Below are 19,911 nucleotides of genomic sequence, written 5' to 3'. Positions count from 1 at the left end.
GGGCGTGATCAGCTGCGCGGCTTCTCGCGCAGTTCGAACGCCTCGACGACGTCGCCGACCTTGATGTCGTTGTAGCCCTGCACGGTCAGACCACACTCGAAGCCCTCGCGGACCTCGGACGCGTCGTCCTTGAACCGCTTGAGCGACGACAGGTCGCCGTTCTCGACCACCACGGCACCGTCCCGGATCAACCGGATCTTGGCGTTCCGGCGGATCAGCCCGCTGGTCACCCAGCAACCGGCGATGTTTCCGACCTTCGACGACTTGAAGATCTCGCGGATCTCCGCCTGGCCCAGAGTGACTTCCTCGTAGACCGGCTTGAGCATGCCCTTCAGGGCCGCCTCGATGTCGTCGATCGCCGCGTAGATGACCGAGTAGAACCGGATGTCCACGCCCTCGCGCTCGGCCAGGTCACCGGCCTTGCCCGCCGGGCGCACGTTGAAGCCGATGATGACGGCGTCGGACGCGATGGCCAGGTTGACGTCGTTCTCGTTGATCGCACCGACACCACGGTCGATGACGCGCAGCGAGACCTCGTCGCTGACCTCGATCCGGACCAGCGCGTCTTCCAGTGCCTCGACCGAACCGGAGCCATCGCCCTTGAGGATGAGCAGCAGTTCCTGGCTCTTCCCCTTCTCCATGGAGGCCATGAAGTCCTCGAGGGTACGACGCACGCGCCGCTTGGCGTTGGCCGCCGCACGAGCCCGGGCTTCCCGCTTCTCGGCGATCTGCCGGGCCATCCGGTCGTCCTCGACCACCAGGAACTTGTCGCCTGCTCCCGGTACCGCGGTCAGACCGAGCACCAGCACCGGACGCGAAGGCAGCGCCTCCTCGACCGAGTTGCCGTGCTCGTCGAGCATCGCCCGGACCCGGCCGTACGCCGGACCCGCGACCATCGAGTCGCCGACCTTCAGCGTTCCGCGCTGCACCAGCACGGTCGCCACCGGACCACGGCCCTTGTCCAGGTGCGCCTCGATCGCCAGACCCTGCGCCGGCATGTCCGGGTTGGCCCGGAGATCCAGCGCCGCGTCCGCGGTCAGCACGACACCCTCGAGCAGTCCCTCGATGTTGATCCGGGACTTCGCCGAGACGTCGACGAACATGGTGTCGCCGCCGTACTCCTCGGGAACGAGACCGTACTCCGTCAGCTGGCCACGGACCTTGACCGGGTCGGCTGCCGGGACGTCGATCTTGTTCACCGCGACCACGATCGGCACACCGGCCGCGCGGGCGTGGTTGAGCGCCTCGATCGTCTGCGGCATCACGCCGTCGTCGGCCGCGACCACCAGGATGACGATGTCGGTGGCCTGCGCACCACGAGCACGCATGGCGGTGAACGCCTCGTGACCCGGGGTGTCGACGAAGGTGATCGCGCGCTGCTGGCCGTCGACCTCGGTGGTCACCTGGTACGCACCGATGTGCTGGGTGATGCCACCGGCCTCGCCGGCCACGACGTTCGCGTGCCGGATCGCGTCCAGCAGCTTCGTCTTACCGTGGTCGACGTGACCCATCACGGTCACGACCGGCGGCCGTGCCATCAGGTGGGAGTCGTCACCCTCGTCGGAGCCGAAGTCGATATCGAATGACTCGAGCAGCTCGCGGTCCTCGTCCTCCGGGGAGACGACCTGGACGTCGTAGTTCAGCTCGGTGCCCAGCAGTTGCAGGGTCTCCTCGTTGACCGACTGGGTCGCGGTCACCATCTCGCCCAGGGCGAACAGCACCTGGACCAGCGATGCCGGGTCGACGCCGACCTTCTCCGCGAAGTCGGTCAGCGAGGAGCCACGGGCCAGCCTGACGACCTCGCCGTCACCGTGCCTGACGCGCACGCCGCCGACGGCCGGAGCCTGCATGTTGTCGAATTCCTGGCGCTTGGCGCGCTTGGACTTGCGACCACGACGGGCCGGACCGCCCGGACGCCCGAAGGCACCCTGCGTTCCGCCACGGCCCCGGTTGCCCGGACCCGGACGACCGCCGCCACCGCCACCGGGGGGACCGCTGGGCCCACCACCGGGACGGAAACCGCCGCCGCCACCGCCGCCACCCGGACGCGCACCGGCACCCGGACCGCCGGAACCGCCGCCAGGACGGCCACGGCCACCGCCGCCGCCACCACCGGGACCACCCGAGCCGCCGCCGGGACCCGACGGACGGCCGGTGAACGTACCGGCAGACGACTTCGGCATCATCGCCGGGTTCGGACGCGGGGCGCCCGGAACACCACCCGACGGACGCGGCCGGTCGGAGCCACCGCTACGAGCCTGCGGCGGGCGCGGCGGCATGCCGGCCGGGCTGCCACCCGGAGCCGGGGCCGCCGGAGCGCCACCCGGGCCCGGACGTGCGCCACCGCGCTGCATGCCCTGGGTCGAGCTGAAGGGGTTGTTGCCCGGGCGCGGTGCACCCGGACGGCCACCCTGGCCGCCCTGGCCACCCTGTGCGCCAGGACGAGGCGCTCCGCCCGGACGGGGAGCACCCGGACGGGGCGCACCACCCGGACGCGGAGCGTTGCCCGGTACTCCGGGGCGCGGCGCCGGACGAGCCGGAGCCTCTCCCGCGGGACGCGGTGCTGCCGGGCCGGGGCGCTGACCGGCCGGAGCCGACGGCGCCGCGGAAGCGGCAGGAGCCTGCACTGCGGGTGCCTCCGGCGCCGGCGCCGGAGCCTCGGCTGCCGGTGCGGCCGGGGCCTCCGCGGCCTTGGCCGCCGGAGCCTCGAACGCCGGTGCGGCCGGGGTCTCGACCCGCGGACCCGGCTTGGGGCCAGGACGCGGACCCGGACGGGCCGGGGACGCGGTGGGACCGGCCTTGGTGCCGGTCGCGGCGGACGCAGCGGCAGCCGCGCTGTTCGCAGCCGCGGTGTCCGCAGAGCCCTCGCGGGCTGCAGTCTCCGCCACCGTCGGCTCGGCCTTCACCGGAGCTGCCTCGGCAGCCGGTGCCGACGCCGCGGCAGGTGCGCTGGACTCGACCGCGGGAGCCTGCGTCGAGGCAGTCTCCGCGGGCGTGACCGGTGCGGTCGCCTGCGGCGCTGTCGATGTACTCGCGGCGGCCTTCTTGGCCGCGCGCTTCTTCGGCGGGTTCTTCTCGAACTCCTCCGCCAACCGTCGGACGACGGGTGCCTCGATCGTCGAGGACGCCGATCGGACGAACTCTCCCATGTCGTTCAGCCTGGTCAGAACGACCTTGCTGGTAACTCCGAGCTCTTTCGCGAGCTCGTAGACCCGGACCTTTGCCACTACTCTCCCTCTGGTCCGAGCCTGGAGGCGCGGACCGTTAGTTGACGTACATGCTCATCGCATTGCACTCATCGTTCGACACTCATCGAGTGGTCATGAGTCGATGACCCGCCTTCATGCGTCTGCAACCGATACTTCACGGCTTGCGCCATGGGCGGCCGGGCGGCCGCACTTGATGCTGCTCTTTCGAACTACTGCCCGACTTGTTCCCGTACCAGCGACAGATCAAGCGGCCCCGGGACCTTGAAGGCCCGCGGGAACGCCTTGCGACGCTCGGCGAGGTCGAGGCACTCGGTCACCGGGTGCAGATGCGCCCCACGGCCGGGTGCCCGATGATCGGGATCCGGGAGGACACGTCCTCCGGAAACCGTCATCCGCAGCAGGCCGGACGGACTGTCCCGTTTCCGACACCCGATACAGGTGCGCTTCCTGACTTTCTCAGGGCGCGCGTCTGCAGTCTCTGTCACAGTTCCTCAGGGTGTGGTGACGACTCAGTCGACCGACCGAGAGATCAGTCTACCTTCTCGTCCCCACGAGTCACATCCGTATCCGGCCGGATGTCGATCCGCCAGCCTGTCAGCCGGGCCGCGAGGCGGGCATTCTGCCCCTCCTTGCCGATCGCCAGCGACAACTGGTAGTCCGGAACGACGACCCGCGCGGCGCGCGCCGCGGCGTCGACGACCTCGACGGAGGACACCTGAGCCGGGGACAGCGCGTTCCCGACGAAGGTGGCCGGGTCGTCGCTGTGGTCGATGATGTCGATCTTCTCACCGTGTAACTCGTGCATGATGTTGCGCACCCGCTGGCCCATCGGGCCGATGCAGGCGCCCTTGCCGTTCACGGACGGGTTCAGCGTCCGGACCGCGATCTTGGTCCGGTGACCGGCCTCCCGCGCGATCGCGGTGATCTCCACGGTGCCGTCGGCGATCTCCGGTACCTCGAGCGCGAACAGCTTCTTCACCAGGTTCGGGTGGGTCCGGGAGACGGTGATCTGCGGGCCCTTGAAGCCCTTGCGGACACCGACCACGTAGACCCGCAGCCGGGAGCCGTGCTCGTACTTCTCCCCCGGCACCTGCTCCGGGGCCGGCAGCACGGCCTCGATCTTGCCGAGGTCGACCATCACCGAGCGCGGGTCGCGGCCCTGCTGGATGACGCCGGACAGGATGTCGCCCTCCTTGCCGGAGAACTCGCCGTAGCGGACCTCGTCCTCGGCGTCGCGCAGCCGCTGCAGGATGACCTGCTTGGCGGTGGTGGCCGCGATCCGGCCGAAGTCGGCCGGGGTGTCGTCGTACTCGCGGGCGAGCGTGCCGTCCTCGGCCAGCTCACGGGCGAACACGGTCACGTGCCCGGTCTTGCGGTCCAGCTCGGCGCGAGCGTGCTGCTGGGCTCCCTCGGTCCGGTGGTACGCGACCAGCAGGGCCTGCTCGATGGCCTCCACGACGACTTCGAAGGCGATGTCCTTCTCGCGTTCCAGGGCCCGCAGTACGGCCATGTCGATGTCCATCTCAGTTCTCCTCCACCGTGCCGTCAGCGGCAGGTTCGTCGTTGCCGGCAGCCCGGTTGAACTCGATCTGGATCTTGGCCTTCACCACGTCCGCGTACGCGATCGTGCGAGGGCGGCCCTTCACGTCCAGCTCGGCGGCCTCGTCCGAGGCGCTCTTGATCCGGCCGGTCACCTTGCCGCCGGCCGCGAGGGTCACCTCGACCAGGCGGGTGACGTTGCGCCGCCAGTGCCGCGGCAGCGTCAGCGGCCGGTCGACGCCCGGGCTGGACACCTCGAGGATGTAGGCCCGCTCGCCCATCAGGTCGTCGGTGTCGAGCGCCTTGGAGATCGCCCGGGTCACCTCGGCGATCTCGTCCAGGCTGATCCCGCCGTCCCGGTCGACCAGCACACGCAGCATCCGGCGGCCACCGAGCGGCGCCACCTCCGCGGCCTCCAGGTCGCAGCCGAACTGGTCGACGATCGGCCGCAGGAAGTTTTCGAGGCTCTCGGGGTCCGTGTGGTCAGTCCTTCGGCTCACAGGTAGACCTGCCTCTCTCTCCAGTTGTGACACCCGTTGTGCACCCCGGCAATCCGACCGAGGGCAGTAGCCCACCTTATCCGGCCCGGCGAGCGGTCCTGACACGTACCTGCGCCGGGATATCGTTTCGGCCGTGCCGAACGATCCTCACCTCCTCTCCCGCCGGACCGCTTTGCGGGCCGCCGCGCTAGCCGCCGGTACTGCGACCGTGGTGGCCGGCTGCGACGACTCACCGGCCCAGTCCGGCACGCCGGGAGCCACGAGCGGCCAGGACGGCAAGGGCGGCACGGAGCCACCGACCCCGAGTACGGATCCGGCGGTGGTCGCCGCTCTGACGTTGGCGGCCACTCAGGTGACCCAACTCTCACTGCGCTACAGCGCGGTCAGCCAGGCCTACCCGGCTCTGCGGGCCCGACTCACGCCCGCCGTGACGTTCCACGCCCAGCACGTGGCGCGACTCAAGGAGGCCGCCGGGTCCGAGCCTCCCCAGGCCGGAAAGTTGCCGCCGCTGCCCAAGGGCTCCGCGGCCGCACTGGCGGACCTGGCGAGCCGCGAGCAGAAGTTGTCCGTTGCCCATGCCGTTGCCGCCGCCAAGTTGTCCGGAGCCCCGGCCCGGCTGCTCGCGATGGTCGCGGCGTCCGAGAGCCAGTTGGCCGCCACCCTGACCGTCAAGAAGAAGCAGGCCGACCGGTGACCGAGACCGAAGCCCTCCAAGCCGCTCTGGCCGGCGAGCACGCCGCCCTCTACGGGGTCGGCGTTGCCGGTGGCAAGCTCAGCGGCACTCGCTGGAAGGCCGCGAACGTGCTGTACGAGCAGCACCGCCGCCAGCGGGACAAGTTGACGGATCTCCTCGTCACGGCCGGCGAGACCCCGGTCGCCGCGGAACCGGCGTACGACCTGCCGGTGGCGGTCACAACGGCGGCGCAAGCAACGAGTTTGATCCTGGTGATCGAGCGTCGGCTCGCCGCCGTCTACGGCGATCTGGTCGAGGGAGCCGAGCAGGAGGCCATCCGCGCGCTGGCGATCCAGGCGCTGATCACCGCGGCGAGCAACCAACTCAACTGGGGCGGCGCACCGGTCGCACTGCCCGGCAGCGTCTGACCGGATCGGTCCGCACCCCCGCCCGTCGCCCGTTGCTTTCCGTACCCGCCCGGACACGCATCGATGATGAATCTGGGCAATAACGAATATTTTCCGGCGCGGTTACGGCTGATCTGAATTTCGTTGCGTACTCCCCTTTACTCGGAGCGCCACCTTCCCTATATTTCCGGTCACGGAGACTGGGGGGTCGCCGGGCTTTCACCAGCGCCACAAGGGCTTTCGCCGTTGTTGCGCGGGTGATGATCCAAGGCTGAATCAAAAGCGTCTGGTCCGTACTTTTCCATTTGTTTCAAACAACTTCTTGAGCCGCGCCCTGGGCCGGCTACGGAGGGTAGTGAAGCATGCGTACATTCGACCTGATCACTGGCGAGAGCCTGTTGGTGAAAGACCTCCGGGTAGTCCGTTGGGAGCAGTACCGACTCGATCGGGACCTCCCGTTCCAAGCCATGTGGTACTCCGTTCCGCCCGGTTCGGAGAGCCCGCTGGACCAGCATCCCGAGCTGGAGTTGTCCGTCGTCGTGGCCGGTACGGCGCACGTGCTGACCGGCGACGCCGTCCACGAGATCCGGCAGGGCAGCGCGTTCCTGCTGAGCAGCACCGAGGCGCACGTGGTGCAGAACCGCTCGGCCGACCAGGAGCTGACCATCTTCAGCGCCTACTGGATGCCGTTGGCAACCGACGACCGGGACGGTGTGGTGCGGAAGGAATCAAACCCGGCCGGTCGGCCGGTCCGGATCGTGGCGGCCGGCCATGACTGATCCGGTCACGGTCATCACGTTCCCGCAGCCGACCGCCAACGGCCCACTGCACGTCGGACACTTGTCCGGGCCCTACCTGGCCGCGGACATCGCGGCCCGGGCCGCACGGGCCCGAGGTGAACGCGTGGTCGTCACCAGCGGCCTGGACGTGCACCAGAACTACGTCCTCACCCGGGCCGAACGGGAAGGCCTGGACGCCGGCGCGATGATGGCCGACTTCCGGGCCGACATCAAGAAAACCTACGACCTGGCACGGATCGGCTATGACCGGTTCAGCGATCCGCTCGAGGACGAGCACGCGCCGATCGTGCGGCAACTGATGAACCAACTCGTCGCGAGCGGAGCCACTCCCCTGCGCGAGGTGACGTTGTACGCCTGCGCGGACTGCTCCCGAACCCTGCACGAGTCATACCTGAGCGGGCTGTGCGGGGTCTGTCATGCACCGGCGGCCGGAGGTGCCTGCGAGCAGTGCGGCTCCTTCACTTGCACCGACACCATGGTCGATCCGGTCTGCGGCCGCTGCGGCGGCGAGCCCCGCCCGTTCGAGGCGACGGTCCCGGTACTGCGGATGGAGGACCACCGCGCCACGCTCACCGAACTGTGGGTGCGGGCCGACCTGCCGCCCGCGGTACGGGCACTGATCGATCGGCAACTGGCCGGGCAACTGCCCGAGATCGCCCTCGCGTATCCGACGAACTGGGGCATCGAGGGCGACGGGCCGCTGACCGGACTGCGGATCGGGCCGTACACGGAGATCGCGCTCACAGACCTCTACAACATCGCCCGGGCGATCGATCCGGCGGCCACGGACCTGGCCGGCTATCGCGCCGCGCTGGGCCGGGTGGGCCAACTGTGGCACTTCCTCGGCCTCGACAACGCCTACTGGTACGCCATCTACTGGCAGGCCGTCTGGGCCGCGGCGGAAGTCGATCCATTACCCCTTTCCGGGCTGGTGGTCAACGAGTTCTACACCTTGGACGGATTGAAGTTCTCGACCAGCAGGAATCACGCCGTCTGGGCGAATGAATTACTCCGGGACGAGGACCCGGCAATCGTCCGGCTGTTTCTCGCCTGGGACCGGCCGGACCGCTTTCAGAGTGACTTCACCTGGAAGACCTTCCGGGCTTTCGCCGAGCGGGTCGGGCCGCTGCTGGACGGCAGCCGGCTCAGTACCGACCCGCTTCACCCGGCCCTGGCCGAGGCCGAATTGGCCCGGGGTGAGGCAGCGTTGCGGCCGGGCGGATTCGACCCGGCGCTGGCCGCCCGGAGCCTGATCAGCCTGCTGACCGGTGGGGTCCGGGAGACCGGTGCGTTGCGTACGGCGCTCACCGGGACGGGCGGCGGGTAGCGCCATGCGGATCTGCGTGATCGGGGCCGGCATCGCCGGCACGTTCCTTGCCTGGCGGTTGAGCGGATACCAGGGCGTCTCGGTGGACCTCGTGACGGGACTGCCCGGCGCGGACGCCACCGCTTCCTCAGGTGGCGGCGTCCGCGCATTCGAGACCCACCCGGCGCAACGCCGGCTGGCGATCGAGAGCCTGGCCGAACTGCTGGAGAGCCCCGCCCTGCTGGACCAGGCCGGCTACACCGAGACCGGCTGCAGCTACCTGCTCAAGGACTATCCAGGACTGCGGCAGGCCGTTGCCGAGGTGGAGCACGCGCACCCCGGCTCGGCGGAGATCGTCGATGGCGCGGACCTGCGCGGTCGCGGCTGGCACGGCCTGCCCGACGGTACGGTCGGCGTCCTCGAGAAGCGAGCCGGGTTCATCCGGCCGGACGAACTGCGGGGTGCCGTCATCGACCGGCTCGCCCGCGGTCTGAACAGCAAGGTCGTCACCGGTCCGGTACTCGGTCTGGTCCCCCACCCCGACGGTTCCGTCAGCTGCCGCACTCCCGGCGACAGCGCGCGGTACGACGTCGTCGTGGTGGCGGCCGGTCCGTGGACCCCCGGGCTCCTCGCGGGCAACCAGTTGCCGGCCGAGCCGTACCGGACCAAGGCGATCCAGGTCGCCGTCTACCAGGTGGACGGCGCGCTGCCGACCATGTTCGTGGACGAGACCAGTGACCTCTATGGACGGCCCACGGCCGACGGCGGGCTCCTGCTCGGTGTCGACTCCCACCGTTGGTCCGTTCCTCCCGGCAGCAGCCGCCCGATCCAGGATCTGGCCGACCAGGCCGTCCGGATCGCCGGCGAACGACTGCCTCATCTCCGGTTGCTGAAGACCGCGACGACGGTCAACAGCGCCGACTGCTACGCCGATCCGCCGGTACTGACCCTGTGGTCCGTGCTCGGCAGCACGCATCGGCTCTTCACTTTCACCGGTGGGTCCGGCGGCAGCGTGAAAACCGCGCTGGCCGCGAGCCGGACGGCAGCGAGCGACCTGCTCGGGCCCCAAGCCAGCGGCGGAAACACCCGTAACACCACTTCGCGGACGGAGAACAAGCGCATGACCATCACGGAACGAGCCCTCGGCAGCCCACCCAGGTACCACACGGTCGGCATCGGCGCCGGACCCTCCAACCTGTCACTGGCAGCCCTGTACAAGAACGTTACGACCGAGAAGCTGGCCCTGTTCGACTCCCGCCCGGTGGCCGGCTGGCACACGCCGCTGCTCTACCCCGGAGTCCGGATGCAGACGGGCTGGATGAAGGACCTGGTGTCGCTGGTCGACCCCCGGCACGAGCTGACGTTCCTGAACTACCTGGTCACCTCCGGGCGGTTGTACGCGCTGATCAACTCCCAGTTCGACTCGTTGCCCCGGATCGAGTACGAGCGGTACCTGGCCTGGGCCACCGAGCGGCTCGGCGTGGTGAACTTCGGCTCCCGGGTGGACGCGATCTCGATCACCGACGAGGGCTTCCAGGTCACCGTCGGCGGTGAGCCGGTGGCGCTCTCCGAGCACTTGGTGCTCGGCCTGGGCACCCGGCCGGTCTGGCCGGAGTACGTCCGCGGGCTGCCGCGCGAGCGCGCCTTCATCGCCGACGAGCTCGGCGTCCGGCTGCCCGACCTCGATCAACAGAAGTCCGAGCCGATCGCTGTCGTCGGCGGCGGCCAGACCGGCCTCGAGTGCGTACTGCGCCTGCTCGGGTCCGGCTTCACCGACATCCGCTGGATCGGCCGGAACCAGTGGTTCCGCAGCATCGACGACTCCCCGATGGCCAACGAGCTGTACCGCCCGTCGCACATCGAGTTCCTGCAGGGGCTCAACCGCAGCAAGCGGCGCGAGATGATCGTCGACTCCCGCTACAGCGGCGACGCCATCACCCCTGGTGGACTCCGGGCGCTCTACCAGGCCAACTACGACGGACTGCTGACGCTGGGCCGGTTCCCGGTCACACTGCTGCCGGGCCGGGACGTCACGTCCGCCGAAGAGCTTGCCGACGGCACCCTTCGGCTGCGCTGCACGACTCCCGAGACGCCGGAGGAGCACGACGTGAGGCACATCGTCGTGGCGGCGGGTCGCGAGCACGTCGAGGCGCCGTTCGACGACGACCTGCGGGAGCGGATCGACTACGACGACGACGGCGAGATGCTGGTCGAGCCGGACTACTCGGTCCGCTGGAAGGGCATGAACGGCCACCGGATCTACTCGTTCAACGCGAGCCGGTACAGCCACGGCCTGACGAACGCGGGCCTGACGCAACTACCGGTCCGGGCCGCGATCGTGCTGAACTCGATGTTCGACCGCGAGATCTACCCGATCTCCGACGAGCTCTGCGCGGTGCAGTGGTGACCGCCGCCGCACCGGAGCCGTTCGCGCCTGACGTGGACGGTGTCTGGTTCCAGCTGGTCGTCGACGACCCGGCGGCGGGCGCGCCGTACGGGCAGTACCACCGTGAGGACGACCTGGTCTGGGCGGAGTTCTACGCCGGCGGCTCGTTGCGCAGCGGCCGGCTGGTCGGGCACCTGCAGCCCGACGGGTCGATCGAGGCGGCGTACTGCCTGCTGACCGCGGCGGGTGAGCTCGTCAGCGGTGAGTGCCACAGCGTCCCGGAGTACACGGCGGACGGCACCATCCGGATCGCCGACCACTTCCGGCGCAGCGACGGCAGTACCGGTGTGACCTACATCGAGCAGATCCCAGCACCGGTCAGGGAGGCCTGAGATGAACCCAGAGAATGAGCGTCCGCACCTGCTGGTCGTCGCCACCGGCATGCGGCTCTTCCGCGAGTACATCCTGCGGTCGATCGCCCCGAAGTACCGGATCCACATGTTCCTGCACGCGGAACCGTCGTGGGAGAAGGACTACATCGAGGGCTGGACCGTGCTGGAAACCACCCTCGACGCCGACGTGCTGGTCGCGGCCGCGAAGATACTGCACGAGACCGAGCCGGTCGACGGCGTGTTGTGCTGGGACGAGGCCCGGATCCTGCAGACCGCGCACATCGCCGAGGCGCTGAACCTGCCCGGTGGCGACGTCGCGATGATCAACCGTTGCCGGGACAAGCACCTGACCCGTACTGCGCTCGCCGAGCACGGGGTCCCGCAGCCCGAATCCATCCTGGTGGACACCCTGGACGACGCGCTCGCCGCGGCGGACAAGGTCGGCTACCCGGCAATCCTGAAGCCGCGCGCGATGGCCGCCAGCCTCGGTGTGGTCAAGGTGAACTCCGCCGAGGAGGTCCGGGCCAACTGGGCGTTCGCGCACGACACGACCGTGCCGGAGGCGCCGCACTACGACGTCAAGGTGCTGGTCGAGGAGTTCGCCGACGGCTACGAGATCAGCATCGACGCGGCCGTCTTCCAGGGCCAGGTGACGCCGTTCTGCCTGACCCGCAAGGAACTCGGCTACCCGCCGTACGCCGAGGAGGTCGGGCACTTCGTCGACGCGGCCGATCCGCTGCTCGCCGACGAGCAGTTGATGCAGGTGCTGGTCGACGCGCACGCCGCGATCGCGTTCACCGACGGCATCACCCACACCGAGATCATGATGACGACCGACGGCCCGAAGGTGATCGAGATCAACGGCCGGATCGGCGGGGACATGATCCCGTACCTCGGCCTGCAGGCCACCGGGGCGGACCCGGGTCTGGCGGCCGCGGCGGTCGCCTGTGGACGCGCGCCAGAACTGGTGCCGGACCGGGCCGTCGCCGGCGGCGTGCGGTTCTTCTACGTCGACGAGAACAACACCGTGCTCGACCGGGTGGAGTGGGACGAGACCGATCTGCCCGCCACGATCGACCAACTCGTCGTCCTGATGGAGGCCGGTCAGACCACCAGCCCGCCGCCGGAAGGCACGGTGTGGGGCCGGATCGCGTACGCGACCGCGGTCGCCCCCACGCTGGAGGACTGCCGGGCCGGACTGGACGCCGCCGAGAAGGCGCTGCGCTGGTCGGGCAAGGTGAAGGATCCGGAGGAGACCTCATGAGCTCCCCAACCACCACCGATGAAACCGGCATCTGGGCGACCATCCGGGAGGCCCCACCGGCGGTGAAGGCACTGCTCGTCGGTGTCTTCGTGAACAAGCTCGGCTGGTTCCTGCAGGTCTTCCTGGTGCTCTTCCTGACCACCTCGAAGGGGTTCACCGACGTACAGGCCGGTACTGCGCTGGGCGTCTACGGCGGCGGTACGGTCGTCGGTCTGATCGTCGGCGGCTCGCTGTCGGACAAGCTCGGGCCGCGGATGGCAGTGATGATCAGCATGTTCGGCATGGCCGGATTCGTGCTGGCCATCGCGTACGTGCCGAACTACGCGACCGTGCTCGTCGTGGTCGCGCTCGCCGGCGCGGTCGGGCAGTTCTACCGGCCGGCCTCGGCGGCGCTGCTGACCGAACTGACGCCGAAGAACCGCCAGGTGATGATCTTCGCGGTCTACCGGCTGGCGATGAACCTCGGCACCACGGCCGCGCCGCTGATCGGTGCGGCGCTGGTCGCCGTCTCGTGGAACCTGCTGTTCATCGGCGAGGCACTGGCCGCGCTCGCTTATGCGGCGGTGGCGGTCGTGGCGCTGCCGAAGCGGGCGAAAGCACCGGCCTCCTCGGAGGTCTCGGAGGTCTCGGATGTCTCAGTGGCTGAGGCGGCGCCGAGCACGGGCGGCTACCTGGCCGTACTGCGGGACTACAAGTACGTGTTGTTCCTGCTCTGCATGTTCATCAACGCCGCGATCTACATGCAGTACCTGGCCGTGCTTCCGCTGCACATGAAGTCGGAAGGGTTGTCGACCTGGTGGTTCAGTGCGGTGGTCGCGCTGAACGGGTTCATCGTGATCACCTGCGAGTTGCTGGTGACCAAGGTGGTCCAGCACTGGCCCGCACGGATGGTCGCGATGATCGGGTTCGTGCTGCTCGGTGGCGGTCTCGCCTTCTACGCCCTGCCGGGCGGGATCGCGATCTTCGTCATCGGCACGCTGCTGTGGACGCTCGCCGAGATCATCGGCGGCCCGACGATGTTCGCCTACCCGGGGATGGCCGCACCGAAGCCGTTGCTGGGCCGGTACGTCGGGTCGGCGCACGCCATGTTCGGACTCGGCTCGGCGCTCGGGCCGTTCCTCGGGGTGTGGATCTGGAACAACGCCGGCACCCGGGTCTGGCTGTGGTGCGGCCTGGCCGGAGCGGTCGGCGTCGTCCTCGCCTACTTCGGCATGCAGCCGACCGCCGAGACCGAGGAACCGGTAGTGGACATCACCCCGGCCAGCGAGCCGTTGCCGAGCGAGAGCTCGTAGGAAGGACTCTCATGACTGAGAAAATACCTAGCCCGCCCCACCACCCCGGTCGATACACGATCATCGTGGATCCGTTGTCCACTGGGCAGGAATATCCTGCCGCTTTCAGAGAAGCCGGGCAGCTGCCGGTCGCAGTACTGAGTTCGTCCGAACCGCTACCGACGTTCGCGGCCAGCTGGCATCCGGACGAGTTCGAGCACGTGCACTACTTCACCGGGGATGTCGAAGCTCTGGCCGACGAGCTGCGCCGGTACGAACCGGAGTACCTCATCGCCGGCGCCGAGAGTGGTGTCGAACTGTGTGACCAACTCATCGAGATCCTGGTGCCTGGCACCGGGAACGTGCCGTCACTCTCGACGGCGCGGCGGGACAAGTGGGAGATGGCGCAGGCGTTGTCGGCCGCGGGTGTACCGCGGTTGCGGCAGCTGATGACCGCCGATCCGGCCGAGGCCGAGAGGTGGCTGAAGGAGAACGACCTGCTCGGCAGGCGGCTGGTGATCAAGCCGCCGAAGAGCGCCGCCGGCGACGAGGTCTACATCGTCTTCGAGGACGGCGACTGGCGCGAACGGTTCGACCGGGTGCTCGGCCGGACGAACAAGATGGGCCTGGTCAACGAGGCGGTGCTGATCCAGGAGTACGCCGACGGTACGGAGTACTTGGTGGACAGCTACACGGTCGACGGGAAGCACTCACTCGTCGACGTCTGCCGCTACACCAAGATCAGCCGCGGCGACAAGATCGGCATCTACCACCGGATCGACTTCCTCGCCGCGGACGATCCCGAAGTACTGGCGATCTGGCCGTACACGCAGCAGGTCCTGGACGCCGTCGGCATCCGGGTCGGCTGCGGCCACGCCGAGGTGATGCTGACAGCCGACGGCCCACGCCTGATCGAGGTAGCCGCCCGCCCGGCCGGCGGCGGCCACCAGATGGTCAGCGAACTCGCCACCGGCGACAACCACATCAAGCGCACGGTCGCCCACCGGGTCCGCGGCGAGGTCCGAGAAAGCTTCGACCTGGTCCAGCACCTCCGCGGTATCTTCATCTCCGCCTACCAAGAAGGCCACTTCCGCAACCGCGACGTCTTCGCCGACATCGAAACCCTGAAGTCCTTCCACTGGATGAAAATCCTCCACGACGAGGACGCGATCGTCCCCGAAACAGTCGACCTCTTCACCTGCCTGGCCTGGGTGATCCTCATCCACAGCGACCCCCAAACCCTCGACGACGACTACCACCGAGTCCTCACCATGGAGGCCGCGATAACCATCGACAAACCCTGACCTTCAGCTCAGTCTCGACCCCCCAGTTCTGACTGAGCCCCAACCGGCCCCGGCACGGACGTCCCCCAGACGCCCGTCCCGGGGCCGGTTCACGGGAGGGTCCACTTCTGGTTGATCGCGGTGTGGCAGGTGTAGAGGATCAGTCTTGTGCCGTTTGCGCTCAGGCCGCCGGTGGCGTCGAGGCACTGGCCGGAGCGGACGTTGAGGAGGGTGCCGTTTGCTCTTGGCAACCACTTCTGGCCCTCGCTGCCGTCGCACGTCCACAGCACGGCCGGAGTGCGGAGCGCCGTACCGCGGGCGTCCAGGCACTTGCCGAGGGCTCTGATGGTGCCGTCCTCGAACTGGGTCCACTGCTGGTTCGCCTTGCCGTGGCAGGTGTAGAGCGTTGTCGGCGTACCGTCGGCCGAGCTGGCTTGGTAGATGTCGACGCACTGGCCGGCGATCCCGGTGATCGGACCGGTGTCCTGGAACACGCCGAACTCCCACAGCGAGTAATAGCTGCCCGCGACACCCCGGGTCGTCGCGGTGATCCGCACGTACCGGGCGAAGTTGGGAGTGAACGTGAGGTTGTCGATGCCGCCGTCTCCGACGGTGGTCGAGTAGACGGTCTTCCACGTCCGGCCACTGCCCGACACCTCGATCAGATAGGCCTTGCCGTAGGCCGATCCCAGCCAGTTGAGCAGTACCCGGTCGACCACTTGGACCGAGCCGAGGTCGACGCGCAACCACTGGGGATCGGTCCGCGCGCTCGACCACGCCGTCGACATCGAGCCGTCCACTGCCTTCGGGCCCTCGCGCCCCGCCGTGTACACGCTGGACACGGCCACCGGGCGGTTGAGCGCCAGATTCCGCTTCGGCACGTACGTCGCCGTGTACGTGGTCGGGGTGGCGGGCGCGGTGAAGTTGTGGTTGCGCGCACCGCCGTCGGACCAGGACGCGAACCGGTAGAGCTTGCCGGCGGCCGGCTGCAACAGGTCGGCGGACAGGGATCCGTTCGACCCGACGATCGCCGTACTGGTCGTTGGGGTGGTCACCGACTTGGAGAAGTAGGTGAGCTTCAGCCCTGACGGTTGGGTCGCGAAGGTGAGCCCCACAGTCGTCGGGTCGAGCCGCACGCTCTTGACGTCGGTCAGCCCGCCGCTGTCCTTGGCGGTGAGCCTGAGTTCCAGGTACGAGGGGTACTCGTGGTCAGGTGCGGTGAACGAGCCGCTCGTGCCGGTCTTCGTGGTGATCTGATGCGCGTGGCAGTCGCTCGGGCAGTGGTGCATGATCAGCGCCCAGGTGAGCGCCGATGCGGGCAAGGTGCCCTGCTCGGGGTCGGTCGCCGTACCGGCGAAGCTGATGGTGTCGCCGACCTTCCACTTCGTCGCCGGTCCGGGTGCGGTGATGGTCGCGATTGGTGGACCGTTGGCCACGTCGATCTGGGTCGACGCGGTGCCGGTACCGCCGCGGCCGTCGTTCACCCGGAGCCTGGCGGTGACGACCTGGCTGCCGGTGTACGTGTACTGCACGGTCGCCGCGGTCGAGTCGTCGTACTGGCCGTCACCGTCCAGGTCCCACGCGTAGGTCAGCGCGTCGCCGTCGGCGTCGTTGGAGGCTGTCCCGTCGAAGGTGACGGTGAGCGGGCTCGGACCGCCGCTCGGGTCGGCGTCGATGATCGCGGTCGGCGGGTTGTTGGTCCCGTTGAAGACGTAGCGCATGATCCGGCCGTTGTCGTAGTCGACCGCGAAGATGTCACCGCCCGGCCCGGTCTGCAGCCTGGTGGTCCCGTAGCCCGAAGCGAACGTCACGAGTTCGGACGGGTCGGGCAGTCCGTTGGCGCCGGGGAGCATCGCCCAGACGCACTTGCGGCTGTAGTCGGCGAAGAAGAGGGCGCCGTCGTACTCCGGTGGGTAGTTGCCCTGCTCGTAGAAGGACATGCCGGTGATGGAGGAACTGCCGGACCCGCAACTCTCACCGGCCACCACCTTTTCGGAGTGGTTGTAGGCGAAGTACGGCGCCGCGACCGCGGACGGTCCGGCGGCGTACAGGTTCTCGCAGATGCTCAGGTCCTGCCCGTCGTACCCGCTTTGCTTGCCGGCGCCTTCGTAACAGGGCCAGCCGAAGTTGGTCACCGTGGCCGGACTGATGATGCGGTCGATCTCCTCCCAGGCGCTCCAGCCGACGTCGCCGACCCAGATCTCACTGGTTCCGGGGCGGAAGTCGAAGCGCATCGGGTTGCGCAGGCCGTGCGCCACGATCCGTCGCGTGTTGAGGTCCGGGCTGCTCAGCATCGGGTTGCCCGGCGCGGCCAGTCCGGTGTCGGGGTCGATCCGGATGATCGATCCGTCGAGTGTCGTGGGGTCGCCGCTCGTGCGGACGTCCTGGGCTCGCAACGCGCCGCCCTCAGCCGATGGCGGGGCGAGTGCGGTACCGGTCGGTGACGGAGGATCGCCGCAGGGGTTGTCGGGCGTGATGTCCGAGGAGGGGAAGGCGTCCTGGCCGTGGTCGGCGTAGTTGAAGCTGGCGCCGTCGCCGCCGCCGGCGTACAGCATGCCGTCCGGCCCGAACTCGATCGAGCCGATCGAGTGGCTGGGGAACACCTGGCACCAGTCCTCGATCAGGACCTGCTCCGCGACCGTCGAGCCGCTCGGCGTCAGGACCGACAATCGCGCGCTGGCCTGGCAGCCGTCACTCGTCGGTCCGGGTGGCGACGGGCACGGGTCGTTGGTCCCGCCCACGGTTCCCCACTTGGGTGTCGGCCCGCCGATCAGGCCGTCGTGCGTGTAGAGGACGTAGACGCGTGAGTCGGTGGGGAAGTCGGGGTGCAGGGCAAGGCCGAGCAGGCCGCGGTCCCAGTAGTTGTAGACCTTCGTGCGAAGGTCGGCGAACACACTCGGCGTCGAGTCCTCGAGCGAGTCGAAAACCTTGATCAGGCCGCTCTTCTCGGCGACGAACACCCGGCCGTCGGCGCCGAACGCGACATTCGACGGATTCGTCAGCCCGCTGAACACGACCTGTTCACTGAAACCGCTCGGCGCGACCGCGGCGCGTGCCGACGCGGGCATCGTCAACGGCGCCAGCAGCAGTACACAGAACGCTGCCAACGTCCTGGTGGCAGAACGCAACATGAAGCCCCCCGGCCCGAATCGTCCTCACTGTCGAGCCCTCACCGTCCCCCCAGGCGAGCACCCCAGATTGCCCGACAGCATGCGGCACGATCCGCGGGCGTGCAAGAGCAGGCACGAAAACGGTTACCCCGAAGAGTTCTGAGCCGATCAACGGTGTTCGATCGTGTACGGACCGTCGTCGGGAAGCCGACCGTCGAGCACGCGGATGTGCCCTTTCCGGAAGCAGTTGACGTAGGCGCCGCCCCGCACCCGAAGCGCGGGTGGGGGCGGCGAGCGGATGAGTTGTCAGCGGCGGCGGCGCCAGGGGCCGGTGACGGCGTAGGTGATGCCGGGGGTGTAGACGTTGAAGAACATGGTGCGGCCGTCGGCGGAGAAGCCGGCGCCGGCCAGTTCGCCGTACTCCGGCTCTTCGGGGGTGCCGTTGTTGACCCGGTTGCGGGCGAACTTGAAGACCTCGCCGTCCTCGGTGGTGCCGAGGATGTGTTGTTCGCCCAGGCCGTCCTCGCACATCATCAGGCCGCCGTACGGCGACATGGTGATGTTGTCGGGGGCATCGAACTCGGGGTCGTCCGAGCCGGGACTCGGGCGGGTGAAGATGACCTCGAGGCGGAGGGTGCGCTTGCGCGGGTCGTAGCGCCAGACCTGGCCGTCGTGGTCGACCTTCGGACCGAGTTCGGTGCGGGCGAACGACGAGACGAAGTACACGCAGCGGTCCAGCGCACCCCACCAGCAGCCTTCGAGCTTGTAGCCGCCGGTGATCGGCTTCGCGTAGTCCTGGGCGCGCACCGACTCGGTCGTGGCGAGCGGGTCGGGGACCTTCACCCACTGCACGTTGTGGAAGACCGTGCCGGGCTCCTGGACGACGGACATGTCGGGCAGGCCGTCGATGTGCATGGCCTGGAGTTCACCACCCGCGCGCAGGCTCCCCCAGCCACCCCGGGGGCGGTTCGGGAGGAACCGGTAGAAGCCGCCGAGCGGGGCGACGAAGGCGTCCTCGGTCTCGTAGACGATGCCGGTGGCCGGGTCGATCGCGACCGCCTCGTGCTGGAACCGGCCCATCTCCTTCAGCGGGGTCGGGTTGTTGTTGCGGCGGTCGTCGTACGGGTCGACCTCGAAGATGAAGCCGTGGTCCTTGGTGTAGCCGCGGGTGCCGGCCTTGTCCTCGGTCTCCTCACAGGTGAGCCAGGTGCGCCAGGGGGTGATGCCGCCGGAGCAGTTGATCGCCGAACCGCCGAGGCTGATGTACTCGCCGTCCTGGGTGTTGTGTCGGTCCACCACGATCGTGCTGGTGCCGCCCGCCGCGGCGGGGTCGTAGGTCCGCTCGGGCGGCGCGACCACCTTGATCGTGGCGGTCGGGCTGCACTCGTGGTTGCGGACCAGCCGGTTGCCGCCGTGGCGGTCCGGGAAGGTGCCCATGCCGTCGAACCGGGACGGGACCTTCAGGCCGTCGGGGCGGACCGTGCCCTCGCGGGACACCACCTTGTACTTGAACCCGCGCGGCAGGTCGAGCATGCCCGCCGGGTCCGGGATGAGCGGGCCGTAACCGATCTTCGGTCCGGACGTTCCGAGTGCCGGTGCTGCGGTGAAGAGGGCCTCGACGGACCCCGCCACACTGACGGCAACACCTGCCGCGGCCGCACGGGCGACGAACTGCCGCCGGGACAGGGGATTCGACTGCGGTTCCACGGACACGAGGGGGCCTCCTTGGTGGCAGAAACTGTCGATCACCAGTGAACGTATGGTGAACAGC

15 protein-coding genes are annotated in these 19,911 nt (G+C 68.8%); 9 read left to right on the top strand and 6 right to left on the bottom strand.

The genetic code is table 11. The features are described 5' to 3' along the window. Positions 1-8: 8 nt before the first annotated feature. The 4 genes from infB to rimP form a co-directional block, all read right to left on the bottom strand. Positions 9-3,227, bottom strand: a complete 3,219-nt coding sequence (gene infB, locus ABD255_RS37435) for a translation initiation factor IF-2 (protein ID WP_344221547.1) — start codon at positions 3,225-3,227, stop codon at positions 9-11. Between the two features lie 191 nt (positions 3,228-3,418). Continuing rightward, positions 3,419-3,694, bottom strand: a complete 276-nt coding sequence (locus ABD255_RS37430) for a YlxR family protein (RefSeq protein ID WP_344221546.1) — start codon at positions 3,692-3,694, stop codon at positions 3,419-3,421. A gap of 44 nt (positions 3,695-3,738) precedes the next feature. Next, the gene (gene nusA, locus ABD255_RS37425; RefSeq protein WP_344221545.1) at positions 3,739-4,731 is read right to left on the bottom strand and encodes a transcription termination factor NusA; all 993 of its coding nucleotides are present in this window, start codon (positions 4,729-4,731) and stop codon (positions 3,739-3,741) included. A gap of 1 nt (position 4,732) precedes the next feature. Next, entirely contained in the window at positions 4,733-5,248 is a 516-nt protein-coding gene (rimP, locus tag ABD255_RS37420; protein WP_344221544.1) for a ribosome maturation factor RimP, read from the bottom strand. A 133-nt stretch (positions 5,249-5,381) separates the two neighbouring features. On the opposite strand from rimP, the gene ABD255_RS37415 reads away from it, so the two are divergent. The 9 genes from ABD255_RS37415 to ABD255_RS37375 all read left to right on the top strand — a co-directional run bounded on the left by ABD255_RS37415 (position 5,382) and on the right by ABD255_RS37375 (position 15,051). After that, on the top strand, positions 5,382-5,942 hold the full coding sequence (locus ABD255_RS37415) for a cell division protein FtsK (protein WP_344221543.1): 561 nt from the start codon (positions 5,382-5,384) through the stop codon (positions 5,940-5,942). Next, entirely contained in the window at positions 5,939-6,349 is a 411-nt protein-coding gene (locus ABD255_RS37410) for a ferritin-like domain-containing protein (protein WP_344221542.1), read from the top strand. The genes ABD255_RS37415 and ABD255_RS37410 overlap by 4 nt, the downstream gene beginning before the upstream one ends. 341 nt (positions 6,350-6,690) lie before the next feature. Further along, complete coding sequence (locus ABD255_RS37405) at positions 6,691-7,107, top strand: cupin domain-containing protein (protein WP_344221541.1); 417 nt, start codon at positions 6,691-6,693, stop codon at positions 7,105-7,107. After that, on the top strand, positions 7,100-8,455 hold the full coding sequence (locus ABD255_RS37400; RefSeq protein ID WP_344221540.1) for a class I tRNA ligase family protein: 1,356 nt from the start codon (positions 7,100-7,102) through the stop codon (positions 8,453-8,455). The genes ABD255_RS37405 and ABD255_RS37400 overlap by 8 nt, the downstream gene beginning before the upstream one ends. A gap of 4 nt (positions 8,456-8,459) precedes the next feature. Further along, positions 8,460-10,841, top strand: coding sequence for an FAD-dependent oxidoreductase (locus ABD255_RS37395; protein WP_344221539.1), 2,382 nt, complete (start codon positions 8,460-8,462; stop codon positions 10,839-10,841). Beyond that, entirely contained in the window at positions 10,838-11,212 is a 375-nt protein-coding gene (locus tag ABD255_RS37390) for an avidin-fold protein (RefSeq protein WP_344221538.1), read from the top strand. Before ABD255_RS37395 ends, ABD255_RS37390 begins: the two co-directional genes overlap by 4 nt. A 1-nt stretch (position 11,213) precedes the next feature. Next, complete coding sequence (locus tag ABD255_RS37385) at positions 11,214-12,476, top strand: ATP-grasp domain-containing protein (RefSeq protein WP_344221537.1); 1,263 nt, start codon at positions 11,214-11,216, stop codon at positions 12,474-12,476. Then, positions 12,473-13,768, top strand: a complete 1,296-nt coding sequence (locus tag ABD255_RS37380) for an MFS transporter (protein WP_344221536.1) — start codon at positions 12,473-12,475, stop codon at positions 13,766-13,768. The genes ABD255_RS37385 and ABD255_RS37380 overlap by 4 nt, the downstream gene beginning before the upstream one ends. Positions 13,769-13,779: 11 nt before the next feature. Continuing rightward, the gene (locus ABD255_RS37375) at positions 13,780-15,051 is read left to right on the top strand and encodes an ATP-grasp domain-containing protein (RefSeq protein WP_344221535.1); all 1,272 of its coding nucleotides are present in this window, start codon (positions 13,780-13,782) and stop codon (positions 15,049-15,051) included. A gap of 89 nt (positions 15,052-15,140) precedes the next feature. Here the strand turns inward: ABD255_RS37375 and ABD255_RS37370 are convergent, their stop codons facing one another. Beyond that, positions 15,141-18,161 (bottom strand): ricin-type beta-trefoil lectin domain protein, encoded by a 3,021-nt coding sequence (locus ABD255_RS37370; protein WP_344221534.1) that lies wholly within the window; start codon positions 18,159-18,161, stop codon positions 15,141-15,143. Positions 18,162-18,446: 285 nt separating this feature from the next. Then, positions 18,447-19,853, bottom strand: a complete 1,407-nt coding sequence (locus tag ABD255_RS37365) for an alkaline phosphatase PhoX (protein WP_344221533.1) — start codon at positions 19,851-19,853, stop codon at positions 18,447-18,449. Positions 19,854-19,911: the final 58 nt, after the last annotated feature.

Source organism: Kribbella sancticallisti (assembly GCF_039530625.1).
Taxonomy (GTDB): Bacteria; Actinomycetota; Actinomycetes; order Propionibacteriales; family Kribbellaceae; genus Kribbella; species Kribbella sancticallisti.
Note: the sequence above shows the minus strand (reverse complement) of the source record. Positions and strands in the feature narration are given on the sequence as shown.

Excerpts from the sequence above, each read along its gene's own strand:
- ABD255_RS37380 (WP_344221536.1), top strand. The coding sequence starts at position 12,473 with ATGAGCTCCCCAACCACCACCGATGAAACCGGCATCTGGGCGACCATC.
- ABD255_RS37385 (WP_344221537.1), top strand. The coding sequence starts at position 11,214 with ATGAACCCAGAGAATGAGCGTCCGCACCTGCTGGTCGTCGCCACCGGC.
- ABD255_RS37400 (WP_344221540.1), top strand. The coding sequence starts at position 7,100 with ATGACTGATCCGGTCACGGTCATCACGTTCCCGCAGCCGACCGCCAAC.
- ABD255_RS37370 (WP_344221534.1), bottom strand. The coding sequence starts at position 18,161 with ATGTTGCGTTCTGCCACCAGGACGTTGGCAGCGTTCTGTGTACTGCTG.
- ABD255_RS37375 (WP_344221535.1), top strand. The coding sequence starts at position 13,780 with ATGACTGAGAAAATACCTAGCCCGCCCCACCACCCCGGTCGATACACG.
- ABD255_RS37395 (WP_344221539.1), top strand. The coding sequence starts at position 8,460 with ATGCGGATCTGCGTGATCGGGGCCGGCATCGCCGGCACGTTCCTTGCC.
- nusA (WP_344221545.1), bottom strand. The coding sequence starts at position 4,731 with ATGGACATCGACATGGCCGTACTGCGGGCCCTGGAACGCGAGAAGGAC.
- ABD255_RS37405 (WP_344221541.1), top strand. The coding sequence starts at position 6,691 with ATGCGTACATTCGACCTGATCACTGGCGAGAGCCTGTTGGTGAAAGAC.